Origin of the sequence: Cognatilysobacter bugurensis (genome assembly GCF_014652095.1) — a bacterium.
Lineage (GTDB): Bacteria > Pseudomonadota > Gammaproteobacteria > Xanthomonadales > Xanthomonadaceae > Cognatilysobacter > Cognatilysobacter bugurensis.
Window position 1 is genome coordinate 1120152 of sequence record NZ_BMYD01000001.1, and the last position, 19871, is coordinate 1140022.

The following is a 19871-nucleotide window of genomic DNA, read 5'->3' on the forward strand; positions in this document are numbered from 1 at the left end:
CTGGCAAGGATCGCGCACGGCACTGTTGGCAAAAAAAAGCCCCGCTTTCGCGGGGCTTTAAATTGGTGCCGGAAATAGGAATCGAACCTACGACCTACGCATTACGAATCCACAGGAGCACCGAAACACAGCGCAACACTGCATCACACTAAAGGCCCGACACTGCTGGCTTTCAGGCGACCTAAGCGTAACGCTTGCGCACACTGGGTAACACGGGGTAACGTCGCCTCTGTTACCCCGTTTGTTACCCAGGCGACCTACGCATGCCCGCGCAGAAGCTCACCCAGAAGTGGATCGAGGCCGAGGTCGCCAAGCCGCGGACCACCCGCGTCGACTACTTCGACACCGTGCATCGTGGCCTGTGCCTGCGCATCGGCCCCCGTGGCGCGTCCTGGTACTACATGACGCGGATCGACGGGAAGCTCGCCCGCCTCAAGCTCGGCGAGTGGGCGGCGCTCGGCATCGCGGACGCCCGTGCCAAGGCCGGCGAGATCGAAAACCAGAAAGCAGCTGGATTCCACCCCAAGGCCGAGCAGGCCCGGGAGCGCGCCGCCAAGCGCGAATCCCGCACGCTCGACCGCGAGCGCCTCGTGCGCACGGTCGGCGAGCTGTGGACCGCCTCGCACCTCGGCGATCTCGCACCTGCCACCCAAGCCGACTACCGCCGCGCGCTGGCTGAGTTCGTCGCCGAGTTCGGAGACGAGGACATCGGCAGCCTGCGCCGCGGCCAGCTGGTGCGTTTCCTCGACAAGGTCAAAGCGCGCTCGACCACCGCGGCCAACCGCACGGCCGTCGTGATCCGCCTGCTGTTCGGCTTCGCCCGCGATCGCTTCGACCTCGAGAGCAACCCTGCGGCCGACATCAAGAACCCGGCGAAGCAGACGAAGCGCAAGCGCACGCTCGACCGGAACGAGATCCGCATCCTCTGGCGCGCCTGTGAACTCGCGGGCTATCCGTACGGCCACGCGCTCCGGTTCGCCATATGCACCGGCCAGCGCATTGGCGAGGTTGGCGGTATCCGTCGCTCGGACATCGACTCGACCGGCGATTACTGGAAGCAGGAAGACAATAAGTCGGGCCGCCGGATCGACATCTACCTCGCCTCGCGCGCGAAGGCGGTGCTCGACGACTGCCCCCATCTCGGCAAACGCGCGCCCTACTTCAGTGCCAGCGCCGACGAGAGCGGCGAAGCCCGTCCGCTGCGCTCAGATACATGGAATAACGCTCTGCGCCGCCACATCGCGCCGCAGGTGAAGCCTGCGGCAGCAGAGCTCGAGCTTGACCCGATCGCGAAGCCGTGGACCCCGCACGACCTGCGCCGCACAGTGCGGACGGCCCTGACCGGCTGGTGTGGCGTCTCGCCCGACACCGCCGAGCGCGTGCTCAACCACGCCCTTAGTGGCCTGCGAGAGGTGTACGACCACGCCGACTACCGACCACACGTCGCGGAAGCGCTCGAGCGCTGGGACCGCGAATTAAGCGCCATCCTCAAGGGAGCAGCGCCGACCGTGATTCCTCTCGCCAGCCGGCGAGGGAGCAAGCGGCGAGCAGGGTGATTGCAGCACCCTGCCCGCCTTCCACGACCGCTCTACCAAGGAGAACGACCATGGCAACCGAGATTGTAGAAAGTAACGCTTCGCGCGGCGACGCATTCGAACAGATGGGCGATTCCGCCGCCGAACTGGGCAGGACGATTGCCCAGCTTGGCGCCCTGTTGAGGGCTGTCCGCATCGACCTCCATAACGGTGGCGAGCAATGGGGCTTGCTCATCGGAGTAGGCGTACAACTCGCCGATGCGTGGGCGGACAAGGGATACGCGCTCGCGGCCGATCTGAGCCTCTACAAGCCGACACACGGTGACGCGGCTGATTCAGGAGCGCAGTCGTGAACGCCTCTGTCATACGCTTCCCGCGCGCGCAAGCGCGGTCGGAAGGTCACGACCGGCCCCGCCGCGAAGATCGCACCCTTCCCGCTTCTGCGCGGCGACGCGCTCGACGGCCGCCTCGCTTGGGCAATGCTCGGCGGAACGAAATGGGAGGCCGACGAGCTGCCGACCGAAGAAGAAGTCACCGTGTACGAGGCCGCAGCGCCGTGCTTCCGCGTTTACCACGACGGCAACGAGGTCGAAATGCGCGCCCGGCTGGCCGAGCTCGAGGCCGCGGTGACCAAGCGCAAGGCGATCAAGGAGTGGCTGCGCGCGCGTGGCTGCGAGGCGCGTACGCCAGATGAAGCCGTCTTCGCGCTTTTCGACATGCTGCAGGCCGCGCGTGCCGGGTGACCCGAGAGACCGCGTGCCCAGTCGAGGCTGCTAAAAATGACTGACAATTTGACGCTGACCGATATGGATATCGACACCATTCTGAGCGTCGGTCACGTCGTGCTCGAGGAATGGGGTCCCGACGACGAGGTAGTTACACATCCTCCGATCTTGCGGCAGTTCGGGAGTGTTCTTCTCGAAGCGCTTGAGCAGAGATTCGCCTCTGGCGATAAGCGCGCAGTTCTAACTGCCGTCCGTATCTGCGCCGCCAACAATGACCTACTGCCCCAATGGGCTGCAGAAGCCTTTGTGAAGGCGTATGAGTCAGTACGCCTACACAAAGTTGCCAGCTGGGATGATGCTTTCGGAAGGCCCCACCCGAAAGGAACACACCTGGCGTCAATGAGAAAAAGGCGGGAGCTGCGCGGCCGAGTCTTTACTGCGGTTAATGCTGCCTCACGAGACGGAAGACCGATTGACGCAGGGCTTTTCGAGGACGTCGGCGAGCAGCTCGGAATCGGGAAGACTTTGGCGTCTGAGCTCTTTTACGAGACACGCAACTCGATGCCGTTCTCCTTGAGAGTTCCGCCAAAACGTAAAAAGTAGCGGGATTACTCTAGGCCTCACGCGGGCAAACATCTGACCACATTCCAACGTGTGTGGTCAGACGTGGCAACTCAACCCTTAATCGCAGCTTCGACGGTCCGCCGGCAATTCGGCGGTATTTCCGACATGACGGTGTGGCGCTGGGTGCAGAAGGGGCTGCTTCCAGAGCCCATCAAGATCAACGGGCGCAACTACTGGCGCGAGTCCGACGTAGAAGCGTTGAAGCAGGGCCGTAGCGGCAATAGCGGGAAGGCTGCCGCGTGAGCCGCTTCCCGGTGATCGAGGGCGGGCCGTCGACAGAAGGCTCCGATACCTACGCCGACCGCTTCGTCGCGAAGCCCGCAAGTGTCGAGGAGCTGCACAGCAGGCTCCAGCTCAATCTCGGCCACTTGTGCCCTGTGTACGCCTGGTTCGACGAGCGCGACCGTGGCACTTTTGACGGACTCCGCCAGTCGCATGCGGCGTTCGGCCGGCTCCTCGACGACTTGAGCGCGGCGCACGCGAGCTACGACGCGCTGTACGGGCCGTCGAGCGAGGAGCTGCGCCGCAGCCTTCCCACGATGGGCGACCACCTCCAGCGCGCGCTGGACGAGCTCGACGCGCGTCCGAGCGCGGAAGCCGCCTCACGGGTCGCGATCGAGCTCGAAGGCGCTCAGCGGGCCGCCCTGCGCTTCCGGGAGCGCCTGCTCGCCGAGGAGCGGGGCGATGGCCGATGACCGCGAACGCGCATTCGTGCTCGAGTGGAGATCGGCCGTGCTGAACAGCGCCGAATCTTCCACCGTAAAGCTGTGCCTGGTTGTGCTCGCCGAATGGGCGGACGCCGACGGATCGAACTGCTTCCCGTCGATTCCGACGATCGCCACCAAAGCCTCAGTAAACGAGAAGACCGTCCGCCGCTCGATGACGCGCGCTGAGGCAGCCGGGTTCATTACGAGGTCGCAAAAGGGAACCGAGCACGGATGGAGGCGGTTCGTATATGGACTGAGGATCCCGAAGGGTGCGGACACTGTGTCCGCACGATCCGAGGAAGCTGCGGACACTCTGCCCGCACGCCATCCAGAAACGTGCGGACTCTCCGTCCAAAACGTGCGGACTCTGCGTCCCAACCGCGCGGGCACAGAGTCCACTGACCTATCCATTACCTATCCATTACCTAGCAATAAGAACGAGGCTGACGCCTCGCGTCCTGCGGACCCGATCTGGGGAACAGGTCTCCGGTTCCTGCAGAGCAAGGGCGTTCGAGAGAAAGACGCCCGCGGCTACCTTGGCCGGCTCATCAAGGTGGTCGGCACTATCCAGGCACGCGCACTCCTCGCCCAAGCTGAGGACGCCGACGTGGTCGAACCGATCGGCTGGCTTGCGAAGGCGGCCGCAATCCGGAGCCGCCGCAGCGCGGATGGGGGGCGCCTCGCCCGCGATACCCGAACCGAAGACGAGCTCGCCTTAGCGAACGAGGAGGCGCTCGCACGCCTTGGAGCGACCGGATGACGACCTACACCTGCCCGATTCATGACCTCGAGTACGAGTGCGACGACGACCTGATCCCGCCGACGATTCTCGCCCGGATCGGGACTACCTGCCCGCAATGTTCCGAAGCCCGGCGCGCCGTGTTGGGGCCGCTCGAGCGGGAGTACGAAAGCAAGTGGAGCCGGTGGAGCGCCTGGCAGAGTTCCAGCGACGTGCCGCGCCTCGGTCGCAACCGCACGCTCGGCAACTGGCGCCCCTGTAACAAGGCCCAGCAAGTCGCGCACCGCGCAATTAGCGCCTACGCAGCCAACCTTCGTGCGCATTTGCAGACCGGCAAGGGCCTCACCCTGCTGGGTCCGCCGGGCGTCGGCAAGTCGCACCTTTGCTACGGGCTGATCGCCGCCGCGTACGAGGCCGGCGTGTACGCCCGATATGTCGTCTGGGGCGACGTGGTGGACAGGACGAAGGCCGCGTTCGGACAGCGCGACAGCGAAGACGCCCGCCTCGTCGAGAGACTCAAGGGCCTCGACCTGCTCGTGCTCGACGAGATCGGCGTGCGGTCCGGCAGCGATTGGGACCAAGCCCTGCTCTTCAGCCTGGTCGACTACCGATATCGGCAACAGCGCCCGACGATCGTCGCGTCGAACCTGACCGCGGAAACGCTGGACGGCATCGGCGAGCGCGCGGCCGACCGGCTCCGTGAGGCGAATGTCACCGTGACCATCCCCGGCGAGAGCCGCCGGGCGGCTGCCGGTGTGGACCGCGATCTCATCGAGGCGCCGCCCGCCCTGATCGAGCCGGAACCGCCCGTGTTCACCTTCCCGGTCTGCGTGAACGGCGAAGTCGTGGAACGCGAGACCGGTGTGGCGCGCCGCTCCCAGGCGTTCGCAGGCAGGAGGCGCACCCTGTGACGCACCTCGAGCCAGGTCAGGCGAATGACGGCGCCGCACGGCCCGGCGAGCCCGGTCCCACAGCCCGTCCGCGGAGCGCACAGCCGGAGCGCTCGGAGGGTTTTCCGAGAACTACGCGCACGCGCGCGAGGGTTTCGCGGAGCAGTACGCCCGCGCGCGCGGGGGGTTTTGTCAGACCTACACGCGCACGCGCGCGACCTTCGCGCCCAGTACGCGCGCGGGCGCACGCGCGAAGGCCCGAAAAACGGAGTTTTCGGAGCTCCTAAAGAGCGCGGGCGGCGGGCGGCGGCTGCCGCGCTCGCGGCTCTCGTCCCGCCATGCGGGCCCGCAACCCCTCGGGGTTTTCTCGGCCCCTAGAAGGCTGCCGGCGGACTGCTCGCCTCCGGACAAGGAGTTTCCCGCCGCATCGCGCGCGTACGCGCGCGCGTGCGCGATGCCGGCGGAAACCAAGCAGACGGAGTTTCTTGCGCCATCGCGCGCACGCGCACGCGAAGCCTGCGGAAACCCTCGACCCGAGTTTCGCGGCCAAGTGCGCGCGCGCGCGCGCGAGACCCAGCCACTTTTCCAACCCCCGTCGCAGGCACACCGACCGCCTGCCGGCAGCCAGGAGCCGTTGAATGCCCACTGTGCCCCGCTATGGCGTGCCCGGGGTTCCGGCGCGTGTAACCCCTAACGTCCGGATCGACGATTCCGGCGCCCAGCACATGCGCCAAGCCGGCACGGCAATCGCCAGCGGCCTGCAGGACATGGCCGGCGTCGCCTCGCAGATCGCCCGACACCAGCAGGACAAGGCGAACACGGCGCTACAGATGCGCGTGGAGAACGACCTCGCGACGATCCAGAACACGCTCCTGCAGGACCCCGAACGCGGCGCATTCGCCCGACAGGGCGAGAACGGCTTCGGGCTCGAGAAGCAGGTGTTGCCAGAGTGGGACAAACAGGTGTCGACGATCGTGCGCCGCCTGCCGAACCACCTGCAGCCTTGGGGCCAACAGCAGGCGAGCCAGCGCCGCCAGCTGGCCGAGAAACAGCTCATGCGGCACTCGCTGCAGCAGGGCGATTCGGTGCTGGTCCAGCAGAGTGAGGCGCTGCAGAAGAACGCCCGCAACGCGGCTGCGCTCAACTATTGGGATCCCGAACGGGTCGACCACGAGATCGCCCGCGGCATGGTCGCCATCGACCGCGTGCTCGACCTGCAGGGCGCGGATGCCATCACCCGGCAGGCCAAGCGCGCGGAGTACGCCTCCGCAACGCAGCGGCAGGTGCTCGAGCGCGTGCTGCTCGACGATCCGATGCAGGCCCGCAACGCCTTGGGCAGGTCCGCGAGCGCCTGACAGCGTCAGACCAGATGGCGCTCGACGAGCAGCTTCAGGTGATCGAGCAGGACCTGCAGGGCGATCTGGACGCCGACTGGGCCCAACACAGGACGTGTCTTCACGGCGACGGGCTATGACACCGCGCTAGACCGGGGCGGTATCAGAAGCCCCGTCACGTGTCACCAGCCTCAGAATCCAGCCGCTGTCACATTCCTAAACTGGTAAGAAACTCGACCGGAAGCAGCCTTGCCTGAATAGGAGTCCGGTCTTTACATTTTCTTCACGGGGAAGTGAGCAGCAGGCGGGGTTCAGGGAAGATGTCGCAGCTGTTTCGCAAGGAAGCGCTCGAGGCTAAGCGCACGAGTTGGCTGGGAGGAATCTCCCTCGCGCAGCCTGTGCGCTTCTGGGTGCTCACGAGCGCGGCTGTTACCGTCGCTTTGGCCGTGGGTCTCTTCCTCGTGCTCGCCACCTACACACGGCGCTCGCGCGTCGTCGGCCAACTCGTACCCTCCCATGGTCTTGCAACTGTCCTGGCGCCTGCAACGGGCGTCGTCAGCCGTCTTCACGTTCCAGAAGGTGGAACAGTCACGGCGGGAGAGGTCTTGGCCGTGATTACGGTTCCACGAGCGACAGTGGCAGGTGGCGACACCGCCTCGGCGCTCGAAGAGCGGCTGCAACGCAGGCAGGCGGGACTGCAGGACGGACAAAATGCGCAGAAGCAACTGCTGTCTGCTCAAGAGACTGGCCTCGCAAGCCAACTGGCGACGGCCCAGTGGGAACTTACGCAGATAAAAGCCGAGATCGCCACGCGTGAGGAGCAGGTGCGCCTCGCGAACGAGACGCTTGGACGGCTGCGTCAGCTGCAGGCCGACGAGTACGTCAGCGTGTTGCAGGTCAAGCAGCAGGAATCCAGTGCGCTGGAACAGGTTAGTGCGATGCAGGCGTTGCAGCGCCAGGCGATTGAAACGCGCCGGACGATCGTGCAGCTGCAACAGGCCATGCAGGAACTGCCGGGCCAGCGCCAAGCTGCGGCTGCCTTGTTCCAGCGCGATCTGGCCACCCTGGAGCAGGAGCGACTCGAAACCGAAGCACGCGGCGCGCTGACTATCAATGCACCCGTGGCAGGCGTGGTAGCGACTCTGCTCGCCAAACCGGGACAGTCCATTCAGGCGGGTCAACCGCTCCTGACGGTGCTGCCCGACGACAGCAAGCTTGAGGCTGACTTGCTGGTCCCGAGTCGCGCGATTGGCTTCGTAGCGCCGAATGATCGCGTTCTGCTGCGCTACCAAGCCTATCCATATCAGAAGTTTGGCCATCACCTAGGGCGCGTGGTTCGCATCAGCCGAAGTGCGCTGTCGCCGTCCGAGTCCACCACCTTGCTTGGCGCGCAGGCTGGCGAACCGTTCTACCGCGTCACGGTCGCGCTCGCGCAGCAGACCGTGACTGCGTATGGCACGCAGGAATCTTTGAGACCCGGCATGTTGCTGGACGCCGACATCCTCGGCGAACGGCGACGCTTGGTTGAATGGATATTCGAACCACTTTATTCGCTTAGCGGGATGGTAGGCGATGGTTGAGCTATCGCCTTGTTTCGACAGCACATGAAATTGCCAGGTGGAATCCTGGAACCCACGACGCAGGGGAGCTGCGTTACACAGAAAGGATTAATAACGTGCGTGAATTGAACATCAATGAAGTCGCAGTTGTAGATGGCGGCATCTCCGGTTATGAGGGTTCGGGCGCAGTACTGTCGGTGCTGGGGACCGGCGCCCTGATGGCTGGCGGGGCCATTAGTGCGCCGGTTATCGCCGTCGCTGTCGGCGTGGCGGCGGGTCTGGCGATCGCTCAGTTCCTTGCTGAGTGATCCATAAGTAACACCGCTCTTGCTGCGCGCTCTAGGGCGCGCAGCAAGAGCCATAAGTGATAGCTTGCGGCACGTAGAAACATCAAGGCCAGGAAAGTGTCGGAAACAAGTGAGTGGCGGGACGTCAACACGTTGCCTCCTAAAATTGGCCACGAGTGGTCGATTTTCAAGAGCGGGCGTCAAGTCAACGCCACCCGCGACGAAGTAACGTCTGAGGTCTCTAAATGGTTACCTGCCAATCCGTTGTTGGTTGGCGAGCCTGAATCTTCGAAGTTTTTGCCGCCGATCTTGGTGCCGCAATTTGAAGACTTGGTACTCCGTACGATACGCAACAACTTTCGAAACCTTGCGGTTGCGTTCGCTGCGTGCGCGATCGCATTCCTCGGAGTTTCGCTTCTTCGCCCGAGCTCAAAGGCATTGCCCTTCGGCCTCATAATGACCATGTTGACTACGACGCTTGTCGTCGACTACCTGTTCGCACTGCGACATCGCGCGGGTGTAGCCGAGAGGGCGCTTTTCTTCTACTGGTTGAAGGCCAGCTCCCGGGCTAGGCGCGGGATTCGTCTTTGGGCGCTGATTAGCTTGGCAGTCGGACTGCTGCAGTGGGGGCTACAATCAAGTCTCGGCGGGATTGACCCGGTGTTCCGAGAATACGGAGTCATGTACTCCGCAGTGGAAAATGGGGAGTATTGGAGGCTATTGGCCGGCCCTTATCTTCACTATTCTCTAGTGCACTATTTTAACAATGTGGCGCTTCTATTGTTCGCCGGATCGTTAACTTATGCGTTATTTGGTGGCTCCACACTGGCTGTGTTCGCCCTTGGCAATACGGTTTCCGCGCTAGCCCAGATGGCGTTGGGAGGCCGGGTGTTTGATAACTACGCCGGAGTGTCGGGCGGCGTATACACACTTTTAGGAGTTTTTATAGCGGCCGGACTTGTAAACAGGCGCTTGCTTCCGAAGGGCTTCTGGTGGCTTAGCGTCAACTTGACCCTTCTGGGGGTCCTGAGTTCGGAGATTCTGTCACCGAATGCCGCTACGGTTTCTCATCTGTGCGGACTTCTTTTAGGATGCTTAGCAGGAATTTATTATGGCAACAGGTCCTAGACGATATCGGTACGGACAGACGCTTATAGGTAGGACCGAGTGAAGCCACTATTGTCACGGCAATCCGAGGCCGCCGAGTGCGGCCTTGCCTGTCTAGCGATGGTAGCTAGCGCTAACGGCATGCATATTGGCTTGCCCGAGATGCGTCGCCGCTTTCCAATGTCACTCAAGGGTGCAAAGCTTGGGCACCTGATCCACATCGCCCAGCAGCTGGACTTTCAGGCGCGACCACTGCGGCTTGAGGTAAACGATCTTTCCAAGCTCAAGCTGCCCTGCATCCTGCACTGGGATTTCAATCACTTCGTCGTGTTGACGAAGGTAGGGCGAGCTAAGGTCGCCCTCCTTGATCCGGCCTTCGGCGAGCGGCAGCTCACCTTGGACGAGCTGTCTAAACACTTTACCGGTGTGGCGTTGGAACTTGCGCCGATGGCGGAGTTCAAGCCCGAAAAGGTAGCGCCATCAGTAACGGCTCGCCAGCTGACCGGCCCGGTTAGCGGCCTACGGCGCGCGCTGACGCAAATCCTGCTGCTTTCGGTTGCGCTGCAGGTGTTTGTGGTGCTCGCACCTTTCTTCATGCAGTGGGTCGTCGATCAGGTATTGATCTCGGCGGATCGCGACCTATTGGCTGTGTTGGCGCTCGGATTTGGGCTCGCCCTGGTATTGCAGATCGGTATCGGTCTGCTGCGCGGGTGGTCGGTGGTCTACCTGTCCTCGCGCCTTGGGCTGCAGTGGATGGGCAACGTGTTTGCCCATCTCTTGCGACTTCCGCTCGACTTTTTCGAGAAACGCCACCTCGGCGACATAACCTCGCGCATGGGGTCCGTACAGGCGATCCAGCGCACGCTGACTACGAGCTTTGTCGAGGCACTCATCGATGGGCTGATGGCGGCGGTCACGCTTGGGCTGATGCTGGTCTACAGCTGGAAGCTGGCGTTGGTTACCTTGCTGGCGGTGGCCCTGTACCTCCTTCTGCGAACCGCGGCATATCATCCCTTTCGCAATCGGACTGAACAGCAGCTAGTGGCTGCCGCGAAACAGCAAAGTCACCTGCTCGAGTCGCTTCGCGGCATGCAGAGCGTCAAGGTCGCCGGGCAGGAATCGCAACGGCGCTCCACCTACGACAATCTGATGGTCGACACGGTTAACCAAGACGTTCGGCTGGCGCGAATGGGGCTGGGCTTTACTACTGTCAGTCAGCTTGTCTTCGGCGTCGAACGTATCGCGGTCATCTGGATCGGTGCGCTGCTGACCCTTCAGAATGTTTTTTCCGTAGGCATGCTGATCGCCTACTTGGCTTACAAGGACCAGTTCGCCCAGCGCATGAGCGCTCTAATCGACAAGTGGATGGAGTTCCGTATGTTGCGCCTCCACGGCGAACGACTAGCCGATATCGTCCTGACGGCACCGGAAGACGTGGATGGCCTGCCTGAAGCGCCGACGCCGGCCGGTACCCGCATCGAGGTCGAGAAGCTTTCTTTCCGCTACGCCGATGGCGAACCCTGGGTGCTGAAGGACTGCAGCTTTACCGTGGATCAGGGCGAGTCGGTGGCAGTAATCGGCGCATCAGGTTGTGGCAAGACCACCTTGGTTAAGCTGATGCTTGGTCTGCTCGTGCCCACCGAAGGCATTATCCGCATCGGCGGCCACGATTTGCGCAAGCTCGGGCCACGTAACATGCGCTCCATGGTCGGCGCAGTAATGCAGGACGATCAGCTATTCGCTGGCAGCGTGGGAGACAACATAAGCTTCTTTGACCCAGAGCATGATCAGGCTCGAATCGAAGCTGCTGCGCGGCTGGCTGCGGCGCACGATGAGATCATTGCCATGCCTATGGGCTATCACAGCCTAATTGGCGACATGGGGAGCTCGCTTTCGGGCGGACAGAAGCAACGCGTGATCTTGGCGCGCGCCCTGTACCGCAACCCAAAACTGCTTTTCCTCGACGAGGCCACTAGCCACCTCGACGTGACGAAGGAGCGACTGGTAAACGAAGCCGTCAAGCAGCTCGAGCTGACGAAGGTGATTGTTGCCCATCGTCCTGAGACCATCGCGAGCGCCGATCGCGTGCTTGTTATGGATGGCGGGCGCATCGTTCAAGAGCTCCGTCCTCAACAGGCACATGCGCAGGCTAGCGCCGTGGAGCGGGCCGAAGCCGTAGCGGTTCCTGCCTAATCGATCAGTGGGACGCCCCGGACGCCAAGCACTGCGCGGCCGACTCGTCGGTGACGTCCGTGTCCCTGTCGGTAGGGGCCGGGCGTCCGGGGCGAGACCAGATTGACGTACACGCCAGACGTGCTCCATCAGGGCACAGCGCAGAGGCAAGTAGGACTTTTCCTACGCTGCTCGCCTGCCAGCCCAGCTGGCGCCTCGGCAAGACTCTGAGCGCGACAGGGGAGTTCCCATGCGTCCATTCGTTCTTACGGTGAGCGGCGCAATGCTGCTCTACACCGGCCTTGCCCACGGGCAGGTGGTCTACAAGTGCGTGGAGAAGGGCAAGCCGACGAGCTTCCAGACCTCGCCCTGCCCCGCCTCTGCTAAGGTCGCCGACATCAAAGGCTTTGTGCCCGACCGTGAGCTGACGTGGCAGGAAAAGCGGCAGCGCGAGGCCCAGTGGGCTACCAGGCAGCAGCAACACGCGGCGGCGGCGGCGAACATCCCGATCCCGACAGTGACACCGTCAGCGCGGAGTACGTGCGAGCTGGCGCGTTCGCAGCGTGAACAGTGGGAACGTTCAGCAGGACTCAAGCGGTCATACGACAGCGTACGCGCCTGGAACGACCGGGTCGCACGGGCCTGTAACTGATATGGCGTCAGAGGTGACAGCTCAGAACTGCTCCTCGAACTCGCTCGGCCGGTCCGGCCTGCCCTTCCCGTAGGGTACGTACAGCTCCCGAAGCTCGGCTTCCCATTTCCGCTTCCACGCCTCGACGGAGCGCCAGCCGGCGTGCTCGGCGGCGGCGAACTCATGGCGCAGCAGGCGCGGGATGTTCGGGTGCAGGTGACCCGCGCCCCGCCCTCCATGCAGACCACGGTCGCGACGAACCTTCGCCCGTAGGCGAGGCCGGGACCGGTCAACCAGGGGAGCCATTGGAATCGCATGCCCGGAAGTATCCGGGCACGCGTTTCAACAGCTGATCCGGCGCTACGCGAGCACGAGCACTGGAGGGAGCGGGTTCCGCTGGCGGCGCGCGGCACGCCTCCGCGCGGTGAGGAGGCCGCGTACGACAGTCAGTGCGCAGGCAACGGCAGAAATCATGAGGTAGGCGGTCGGCATCGGGGGGGGGCTCGATGGGTTCCCGACCTGTATGCGTGCGTCCGCGTGATCGCAGCGCAACGGTCCAGCCACGAGCAGCGATGTCGGCTCGGCCCATCGCACCCTTCTAAAGAAGCTACTTCAAGGGCGACAGGCGGGTGGTCTTTGCCATGGCAGGCGCCTCGTGCCTAGGAGGCACGCCATGGGCGGACTGGCTCGGCCACCTCATTTCTACTGCTGCGAGGATGAGGCGGTCAGCTTCGAGGCCGTGCGAGGGCCCTGCAACGCACCTCTGCACTTCTAAAGTGGAGGCAAGTAGAAATAGCCGATCGGCAGCCGCCGTTAGAAATTACCTGAGGCGACACTCACCCCACCTGCTGTAAAATCAGATACTTACGCGATTTTCCGTCTGGCTAGACCAGTCTATAAGTCGACTTCAGCCAGCATTCGGTATCTTTTTTGCACTGGAAAGCTATCACGATCAAATCGTGACAACCCGTTGATCACACGCGCGTAATCTCGTCTATAGTCTCGGGCACGGGGAAGGTGAAATGAAGCAAGTCTCTGCCAAGGCAACCATGCGGCGCGACGTTGTCGAGCGCGTTTTCGGCTCAGCAGATTCGGGTCGTGACAACCTGCGACAGTTTTTGATGGCTCGAGAGCGCGGCCAAGAGGTCGTGAAGGTGGGGGATGTCACCTTCTTTTCGAAGAAGCAGGGTCGAGCTCCGCAGGACACCGAAAAGAAGAAAGCCGGCTGATTCGTGGGACTGAGTCTCTCGGTCCTTGTTGCGATCATTCTTGCCTTACCGGGCGTCGCGTTCTTCTTTGGTCTTAGCCGGCTACACCGGGCAAATAAGCCTACCAATCCGTTAGATCAGCACATCAGTGCAGGGCTTGCTGTGTCTATCGCGGCCGCGCTCGTGCTACACGCTATTGCGTACGCCGGCTTGATGCTGGTGGCACACGCTTTCGACACGCCAATACCTGACATCAGAAGCGCTCTTCTTTTGCTTGCGGGTAAGGTTGATGGAGACGACGGAGTTAAAGCTGTCGCCTCGGTCGTCGCGTCGCCGCTCCAGATTGTCGTCTACTTCACTAGCCTTACATTTCTAGGCGTTCGGCTGGGTAGAAGCGCAAACAAACGTTTCCGAAAGCCGCGTAACGCTGACTTTTACGAGCTCCTTCACCCGGGTGGGGTGACGCTTATCCTGCTTACCGTCGACGTACAAGTAGGAAGCAACTGCTATCTCTACACAGGTATCGCAGACGAGTTCAGCATTGGCCCAGACGGCAGCTTGAACCGCGTTGTTCTGAGGACAGCGTTCCGCAAGATCATGCCTTACACCCCGCCTGACGAGGCTGATCCAATGGGTGGATGGGTGGAGATACCTGGCGAGTTCTGTGTGGTCCAACTCAGGTCTTGTAATACGGTGAACGTCGACTACTGGTACAGCGACGCCGACGAGACTAAACCCCCGCTCGCTCAAACACCTTCGACGCCTTCCGACGCATCTCCTCAAGGGTGAGCGGTTCGAAGTTCGGCCCCAGTCGCAGCCCGGCGAACTCGTCGGCCTTGATGCCTCCCTTGAGGAACAGCTCGGCGCGCTCGCCCGGCTCGTCTACGTAAGCGCTCCCGTCCTCATCGCATCCGACAACGAAATATGGCGAGATCCAAGCTGCCCTCAGCCAACTGCGGCAGGGCCTATGCGCCGACTAATTCGACGGGCGCCAACGCTGGCAAGTTCGCGACCCGATCCGGGTACCGCCTCAGCGGTGCGCCATGCGCAGGCTCCCGCCGCTCGATCCAGCGCCGCTCAACCGGTGACACTTAGGCGAGGATGCGCTCAGACATGCTAGGGCCCAGCCGGCGGCGGGCGGCGCGGCGGCGGCGCGCGCTATGTCGAGGACAGGCCGCGAATAGCAGTAACCCGACTACGCTCACTCTGAATCAAGGCGGTGCTCGATCTCAGGCTCGTCGTCGACCACCTCCAAAAATGCGTTGTTCAACGCCGCGGAGATCGACATCACCTCCTCTACCAGATCGATCATCTCCCGATGCGAGACCTCGTGGAAGCGATCGCCACGCGTCGACCGAATAGCACTTTCGACAGCGAGGCCCTGCCCGTCGCGTTCAAACCGAAAGCTCAGGCCATTGTGAGCAACGATGTTTCTCTTGCTGCTGTAGCGGCGCACGGCTTTAACAGCGTCGAGGAGATTCGATCGGGCCGCCGTGCGACGTGGCGAGAGGATCTCCTCCAGCAGGCTGATTCGCTGGGCAAGGTGCAGCTCTGAAGCAGTGCGCCCAATTGGATCCTGCGGAAGCAACCGCAGGCAGGACGTCACTACGTTCTCGATGTCGCCGAACGCGAGAACGAAACGGCCGACGAGACGATCCCAGTGATGCTGTGTATCACCATCCGGCGCCATCTCTGACAATCTCTTCAGGTACGACATCGACGCAGCCTGCTACCCAATTGCTACCCAGTCCCAAAAAGGACAAGGGCCTGCAGCGCCATAAGCTCTGCAAGCCCTTGTTTTTATTGGTGCCGGAAATAGGAATCGAACCTACGACCTACGCATTACGAATGCGCCGCTCTACCAACTGAGCTATTCCGGCAAAACCGTTGCGGTACGTGCCGCAAGGCCGCGCATTGTAGAGGGCCTCGGGCGGCAGGGTCAATCCACCAATTGCAGGCGCAACTCGCGCGGAAGCGCGAACACCATGTTCTCGGGTTTGCCGTCGAGCTCGGTGACTCCCGACGCGCCCAACTCCTGCAGCCGCGCAATGACCCCGCGCACCAGCACATCCGGCGCCGACGCACCCGCGGTGACACCGATGCGCGTGCGCCCCGTGACCCACGCCGCGTCGATCTCGTCGGCACCGTCGATCAGATGCGCTTGCACGCCGTCGCGCTCGGCCAGCTCACGCAGCCGGTTCGAGTTCGAGCTGTTCACCGAGCCGACGACGAGCACGAGGTCGCAGCGCGATGCGAGTTCGCGCACCGCGTCCTGGCGGTTCTGGGTGGCGTAGCAGATGTCGTCGTTCTTCGGCCCCTGGATCGCGGGGAACTTCGCGCGCAGCGCCGCAATGACCACGCGCGTGTCGTCCACCGACAGCGTCGTCTGCGTCGTGTACGCGAGGTTTTCCGGCTGCCCCACTTCGAGTGCCGAGACGTCGTCAGTGTCTTCGACGAGGTAGATGTTGCCGGCGCCGCACTCACGCGCCCACTGCCCCATCGTGCCCTCGACCTCAGGGTGTCCCTCGTGACCGATCAGCACTACGTCGCGCCCGGCACGGCAGTGACGTGCGACCTCGATGTGCACCTTTGTCACCAGCGGGCACGTGGCATCGAACACCTTCAGATCGCGCTGCGCGGCCTCCTGGCGCACCGCCTGCGAGACCCCGTGCGCACTGAAGATCACGGTCGCGCCGTCAGGCACCTCGTCGAGTTCCTCGACGAAGACCGCGCCGCGCTTCTTGAGGTCGTCGACGACGAATCGGTTGTGCACGACTTCGTGGCGCACGTAGATCGGCGCACCGAGCAATTCGATCGCGCGCTTCACGATTTCGATCGCGCGATCGACACCGGCGCAGAAGCCGCGGGGGTTGGCGAGCAGGACGTCCATCTGACGATTCTACCGCTGCGCCTGCGCCGCGCCTTTCTGTTCCCCCAACAGCCCGAGCACGGCAATCCCAACCGCGCCGCCGACGATCGCAATGTCGGCGATGTTGAAGGCCGGCCAGTAGTAGTCCTGCCAGTGCCACTGGATGAAGTCGACGACGTGCCCGTGCACGACGCGGTCGATGACATTGCCGATCGCGCCGCCGATCACGAGCGAGTACGGCAGCGCCACACGCCAGTCGCGGCGGGGCGTGCGCGAAAGCCACCAGGCCAACAAGCCGCTGATGACGATGCCCAGCGTGACGAAGAAGTACTTCTGCCAACCGCCCGCGTCGCTCAGAAAACTGAATGCCGCGCCGGTGTTGTACGTGCGGTACCAGTTCCACACGCCCTCGATGACCGGCACCGCGGTGTACTCAGGCAGCGAGGTCAGCACCCAGGCCTTGGTGAGCTGGTCGAGGACGATGACGACAACGGACACGACGAGCCAGACGAGCGCATTGGGACGAACGGAGTTGTTCATGAGTTTCCGGGGTGGCCGCGCGCTGAGGGCGCGGCAGGGCTGATTGACGGGTGGTGCTCCGCGGGGGCCGGCAAGCCGCTATCAGCGCGCGGGCGCGCCGCGGACAAAAGCGCGCAACGACATCAGAACCAGCGGCGGTCCTCGCCCTCGCCGTCGACGTTCTCGACACATCGCGCGCACAGGCCCGGATGGGACGGCGCGATGCCAACGCTTGCCTGGTGATGCCAGCAGCGTGCGCACTTCGACTTCGTCGATCGCGCGGCCGATACCTCGACCGCAGCCGTGTCGCCGCCGCCGCTCTGCACGTCGACGTCGCCGCTGATGAACAGGAAGCGCAGCTCGTCGGACAGTCTGTCGAGCCACTCTGCATCTGCCGCGCCCGCGCGGACCGTGATCTCCGCCTCCAGGGCCGCGCCGATCTCGCGCGCGGCGCGCATCGGTTCCAGCGTGCGGCTGACCTGCTCGCGCAGCGCAAGCAGGCGGTCGAAGTCGACCGCCGACAAGGCTGCGTCCGACGGCAGTGGCGCGAGGCCGTCGTACCAGGTCGCGAAGAGCACGTTCCTTGCTCGCTCACGGTCGGCCGGCGCCGGCAGGTGCTGCCACATCTCGTCGGCCGTGAAGCTGAGCACAGGCGCGATCCAGCGCACGAACGCCTCGGCGATGCGGTACATCGCGCTCTGCGCCGAGCGACGCCCGCGGGAGTCCTCGCGCATCGTGTACAGGCGGTCCTTGGTGACGTCGAGGTACACCGAGCCCAGGTCGACGCTGCAGAAGTTCGTCAGCGCCTGCACGATGTCGGCGAAGTCGTACCGCTCGTAGGCGGCAATGACGCGCTGCTGCAACTCATGCGCGCGGTGCACGATCCACCGATCGAGCGCGACCATGTCCTCGAGCGGCCGCAGGTCGCGCGCCGGGTCGAAACCGTGCAGGTTGCCGAGCAGGAAGCGCGCAGTGTTGCGGATGCGCCGATACGCATCGCCGCTGCGCTTGAGGATCTCGTCGGAGACCGACATCTCGTTGCGATAGTCGGTGGACGCGATCCACAGGCGCAGCACGTCCGCGCCCATCTGGTCGATCACCTTCTGCGGCTCGACCACGTTGCCGAGCGACTTCGACATTTTCTTGCCCTGCGCATCGACCGCGAAGCCGTGCGTGAGCACCTGCCGATAGGGCGCGACGCCGTCCATCGCGACGCCGGTGAGCAGCGAGGACTGGAACCAGCCGCGGTGCTGGTCGGAGCCTTCGAGATAGAGGTCGGCCGGCTTGCGAAGCCCGTCGTGCGGGCGGGCGCCGAGCACGCATTCGTGCGTGACGCCCGAATCGAACCAGACATCGAGGATGTCGGTGACCTTGTCGTAGTCGCCCGCCTCGTCGCCGATCAACTCGGCTGCATCGAGCGCGTACCACGCATCGACACCGGACTGCTCGACGCGCTTGGCGACCTCGCGCATGAGTTCGGCCGAGCGCGCATGCGGCTCGCCGGTGATGCGGTGGATGAACAGCGCGATCGGCACGCCCCAGGTGCGCTGGCGGCTGATGCACCAGTCCGGGCGCCCCTCGACCATGCCCGCGATGCGCGCCTCGCCCCAATCGGGGAACCAGCCCACATCCTTGATCGCTGCGAGCGCGTCGCGACGCAGGCCGGCCTGCTCCATCGAGATGAACCACTGCGGCGTGGCGCGGAACACCACCGGCGTCTTGTGGCGCCAGCAATGCGGGTAGCTGTGCTCGAGCGGGTGCGCGGCGAGCAGCAGGCCGAGCCCGCGGACGGCATCGACGAGGATGTCGTTTGCCTTCCACAGATGCACGCCCGCGATCTCCGCGCCGTTCGCAGCCGGCGTACCCGGCAGGTAGCGGCCGCGCGCATCGACCGGATTGATCTGCGCTGCTTCGTAGCGCTCGATCAGCCCGTACTTGCGGCTGACCGCGAAGTCCTCCTGACCGTGGCCCGGCGCGGTGTGCACGGCACCGGTGCCCTCCTCGGCCGACACGTGCTCGCCGAGCAGCAGCGGGATGTCACGCTCGTAGAACGGGTGCGCGAGCAGCATGTTTTCCAGCCGTGCGCCGGTCGAGGTGCCCAGCAAGCACACCTCGTTGTCGACGCCGTAGCGCTTGAGCGCACGCTCGGCGAGTGCGCTCGCGAGCACCAGCAGGCGGCGGCCGTTCGGGCCAGCCGGGCCTTCAACAAGCGCGTATTCGAGGTCTGCGCCGATCGACACCGCGAGGCTCGCCGGCAGCGTCCACGGCGTCGTCGTCCAGATCGGCACGGCGACTTCGGTGCCCGGCTCGATGTCGACCCCGAACGCGCGGGCGAGCGCCTGCGGGTCGCGCGCGAGGTAGGCGACATCGATCGCGGGCGACTTCTTGTCCGCGTATTCGATCTCGGCCTCGGCGAGCGCCGAGCCGCAGTCGAAGCACCAGTGCACGGGCTTCGCGCCGCGCACGAGGTGGCCACGCTCGATGATCTTCGCGAGCGAGCGCAGCATGTCCGCCTCGAAGCGGAAATCCATCGTGCGGTAGGGGTTGTCCCAATTCGCAAGGCCGCCAAGGCGCTTGAAGTCGCGCCGCTGCAGTTCGATCTGCTCGGCCGCGTATTCGCGACACTTCTGCCGGAACGCGGCGGCATCGAGCTTCTCACCCACCTTGCCGTGCTTCTTCTCGACCGCGACCTCGATCGGCAGGCCGTGACAATCCCAACCCGGCACGTACGGCGCATCGAAGCCCGACAGCAGCTTGGACTTGACCACGATGTCCTTGAGCACCTTGTTGACGGCGTGGCCGATGTGGATCGTGCCGTTCGCGTATGGCGGGCCGTCGTGCAGCACGAAGCTCTTATCGCGCGTGCCCGCGTGCTGACGCACCTGCGCATACAGGCCTTCGCTTTCCCAGCGCGCGAGCGTCTGCGGCTCGCGCTTGGGCAGGTCGCCCCGCATCGGGAATGCAG

20 protein-coding genes and 1 tRNA gene are annotated in these 19871 nt (G+C 63.9%); 16 read left to right on the forward strand and 5 right to left on the reverse strand.

The window, feature by feature from the left end:
- Window positions 1–263: 263 nt before the first annotated feature.
- From IE075_RS05070 to IE075_RS05145, 16 genes are all read left to right on the forward strand, one after another.
- Window positions 264–1556 carry a tyrosine-type recombinase/integrase gene (locus tag IE075_RS05070; RefSeq protein WP_189453893.1) on the forward strand — a complete coding sequence of 431 codons (1293 nt, stop codon included), beginning with the start codon at window positions 264–266 and terminating at the stop codon, window positions 1554–1556.
- A gap of 50 nt (window positions 1557–1606) precedes the next feature.
- Window positions 1607–1888 carry a hypothetical protein gene (locus tag IE075_RS05075; RefSeq protein WP_189453895.1) on the forward strand — a complete coding sequence of 94 codons (282 nt, stop codon included), beginning with the start codon at window positions 1607–1609 and terminating at the stop codon, window positions 1886–1888.
- Window positions 1889–2014: 126 nt separating this feature from the next.
- Window positions 2015–2278 carry a hypothetical protein gene (locus IE075_RS05080; RefSeq protein ID WP_189453897.1) on the forward strand — a complete coding sequence of 88 codons (264 nt, stop codon included), beginning with the start codon at window positions 2015–2017 and terminating at the stop codon, window positions 2276–2278.
- 36 nt (window positions 2279–2314) lie between these two features.
- Window positions 2315–2863, forward strand: coding sequence for a hypothetical protein (locus IE075_RS05085; protein WP_189453899.1), 549 nt, complete (start codon window positions 2315–2317; stop codon window positions 2861–2863).
- A gap of 63 nt (window positions 2864–2926) precedes the next feature.
- Entirely contained in the window at window positions 2927–3127 is a 201-nt protein-coding gene (locus tag IE075_RS05090) for a helix-turn-helix transcriptional regulator (RefSeq protein ID WP_189453901.1), read from the forward strand.
- Entirely contained in the window at window positions 3124–3579 is a 456-nt protein-coding gene (locus IE075_RS05095; RefSeq protein WP_189453903.1) for a hypothetical protein, read from the forward strand. Before IE075_RS05090 ends, IE075_RS05095 begins: the two co-directional genes overlap by 4 nt.
- The gene (locus IE075_RS05100) at window positions 3569–4351 is read left to right on the forward strand and encodes a helix-turn-helix domain-containing protein (protein ID WP_189453905.1); all 783 of its coding nucleotides are present in this window, start codon (window positions 3569–3571) and stop codon (window positions 4349–4351) included. Before IE075_RS05095 ends, IE075_RS05100 begins: the two co-directional genes overlap by 11 nt.
- Entirely contained in the window at window positions 4348–5241 is an 894-nt protein-coding gene (locus tag IE075_RS05105) for an ATP-binding protein (protein ID WP_189453907.1), read from the forward strand. The genes IE075_RS05100 and IE075_RS05105 overlap by 4 nt, the downstream gene beginning before the upstream one ends.
- A 617-nt stretch (window positions 5242–5858) precedes the next feature.
- A complete protein-coding gene (locus IE075_RS05110) occupies window positions 5859–6575 on the forward strand; it encodes a hypothetical protein (RefSeq protein ID WP_189453909.1) in 717 nt (238 codons plus the stop codon).
- Window positions 6576–6874: 299 nt separating this feature from the next.
- Complete coding sequence (locus IE075_RS05115) at window positions 6875–8134, forward strand: HlyD family secretion protein (protein ID WP_189453911.1); 1260 nt, start codon at window positions 6875–6877, stop codon at window positions 8132–8134.
- A complete protein-coding gene (locus IE075_RS05120) occupies window positions 8131–8421 on the forward strand; it encodes a hypothetical protein (RefSeq protein ID WP_189453913.1) in 291 nt (96 codons plus the stop codon). The genes IE075_RS05115 and IE075_RS05120 overlap by 4 nt, the downstream gene beginning before the upstream one ends.
- 96 nt (window positions 8422–8517) lie before the next feature.
- Window positions 8518–9528, forward strand: coding sequence for a rhomboid family intramembrane serine protease (locus IE075_RS05125; protein WP_189453915.1), 1011 nt, complete (start codon window positions 8518–8520; stop codon window positions 9526–9528).
- A gap of 51 nt (window positions 9529–9579) precedes the next feature.
- On the forward strand, window positions 9580–11700 hold the full coding sequence (locus IE075_RS05130) for a peptidase domain-containing ABC transporter (RefSeq protein ID WP_425489355.1): 2121 nt from the start codon (window positions 9580–9582) through the stop codon (window positions 11698–11700).
- Window positions 11701–11962: 262 nt separating this feature from the next.
- Entirely contained in the window at window positions 11963–12331 is a 369-nt protein-coding gene (locus tag IE075_RS05135; protein WP_189453919.1) for a hypothetical protein, read from the forward strand.
- 1001 nt (window positions 12332–13332) lie between these two features.
- Complete coding sequence (locus IE075_RS05140) at window positions 13333–13539, forward strand: hypothetical protein (protein WP_189453921.1); 207 nt, start codon at window positions 13333–13335, stop codon at window positions 13537–13539.
- Between the two features lie 3 nt (window positions 13540–13542).
- On the forward strand, window positions 13543–14307 hold the full coding sequence (locus IE075_RS05145) for a hypothetical protein (RefSeq protein WP_189453923.1): 765 nt from the start codon (window positions 13543–13545) through the stop codon (window positions 14305–14307).
- A 412-nt stretch (window positions 14308–14719) separates the two neighbouring features.
- Here IE075_RS05145 and IE075_RS05150 read toward each other — a convergent pair whose 3' ends face one another.
- From IE075_RS05150 to ileS, 5 genes are all read right to left on the reverse strand, one after another.
- On the reverse strand, window positions 14720–15235 hold the full coding sequence (locus IE075_RS05150; protein WP_189453925.1) for a hypothetical protein: 516 nt from the start codon (window positions 15233–15235) through the stop codon (window positions 14720–14722).
- An 87-nt stretch (window positions 15236–15322) separates the two neighbouring features.
- A tRNA-Thr gene (locus IE075_RS05155) sits at window positions 15323–15398 on the reverse strand.
- Between the two features lie 59 nt (window positions 15399–15457).
- A complete protein-coding gene (ispH, locus tag IE075_RS05160; protein ID WP_189453927.1) occupies window positions 15458–16408 on the reverse strand; it encodes a 4-hydroxy-3-methylbut-2-enyl diphosphate reductase in 951 nt (316 codons plus the stop codon).
- Between the two features lie 9 nt (window positions 16409–16417).
- A complete protein-coding gene (gene lspA, locus IE075_RS05165) occupies window positions 16418–16927 on the reverse strand; it encodes a signal peptidase II (RefSeq protein ID WP_189453929.1) in 510 nt (169 codons plus the stop codon).
- Between the two features lie 122 nt (window positions 16928–17049).
- The gene (ileS, locus tag IE075_RS05170; protein ID WP_229792374.1) at window positions 17050–19860 is read right to left on the reverse strand and encodes an isoleucine--tRNA ligase; all 2811 of its coding nucleotides are present in this window, start codon (window positions 19858–19860) and stop codon (window positions 17050–17052) included.
- Window positions 19861–19871: the final 11 nt, after the last annotated feature.

Excerpts from the sequence above, each read along its gene's own strand:
- ileS (WP_229792374.1), bottom strand. The coding sequence starts at position 19,860 with ATGCGGGGCGACCTGCCCAAGCGCGAGCCGCAGACGCTCGCGCGCTGG.
- ispH (WP_189453927.1), bottom strand. The coding sequence starts at position 16,408 with ATGGACGTCCTGCTCGCCAACCCCCGCGGCTTCTGCGCCGGTGTCGAT.
- IE075_RS05070 (WP_189453893.1), top strand. The coding sequence starts at position 264 with ATGCCCGCGCAGAAGCTCACCCAGAAGTGGATCGAGGCCGAGGTCGCC.
- IE075_RS05085 (WP_189453899.1), top strand. The coding sequence starts at position 2,315 with ATGACTGACAATTTGACGCTGACCGATATGGATATCGACACCATTCTG.
- IE075_RS05080 (WP_189453897.1), top strand. The coding sequence starts at position 2,015 with ATGCTCGGCGGAACGAAATGGGAGGCCGACGAGCTGCCGACCGAAGAA.
- IE075_RS05110 (WP_189453909.1), top strand. The coding sequence starts at position 5,859 with ATGCCCACTGTGCCCCGCTATGGCGTGCCCGGGGTTCCGGCGCGTGTA.
- IE075_RS05135 (WP_189453919.1), top strand. The coding sequence starts at position 11,963 with ATGCTGCTCTACACCGGCCTTGCCCACGGGCAGGTGGTCTACAAGTGC.
- IE075_RS05105 (WP_189453907.1), top strand. The coding sequence starts at position 4,348 with ATGACGACCTACACCTGCCCGATTCATGACCTCGAGTACGAGTGCGAC.
- IE075_RS05140 (WP_189453921.1), top strand. The coding sequence starts at position 13,333 with ATGAAGCAAGTCTCTGCCAAGGCAACCATGCGGCGCGACGTTGTCGAG.
- IE075_RS05100 (WP_189453905.1), top strand. The coding sequence starts at position 3,569 with ATGGCCGATGACCGCGAACGCGCATTCGTGCTCGAGTGGAGATCGGCC.
- IE075_RS05150 (WP_189453925.1), bottom strand. The coding sequence starts at position 15,235 with ATGTCGTACCTGAAGAGATTGTCAGAGATGGCGCCGGATGGTGATACA.
- IE075_RS05115 (WP_189453911.1), top strand. The coding sequence starts at position 6,875 with ATGTCGCAGCTGTTTCGCAAGGAAGCGCTCGAGGCTAAGCGCACGAGT.
- lspA (WP_189453929.1), bottom strand. The coding sequence starts at position 16,927 with ATGAACAACTCCGTTCGTCCCAATGCGCTCGTCTGGCTCGTCGTGTCC.
- IE075_RS05075 (WP_189453895.1), top strand. The coding sequence starts at position 1,607 with ATGGCAACCGAGATTGTAGAAAGTAACGCTTCGCGCGGCGACGCATTC.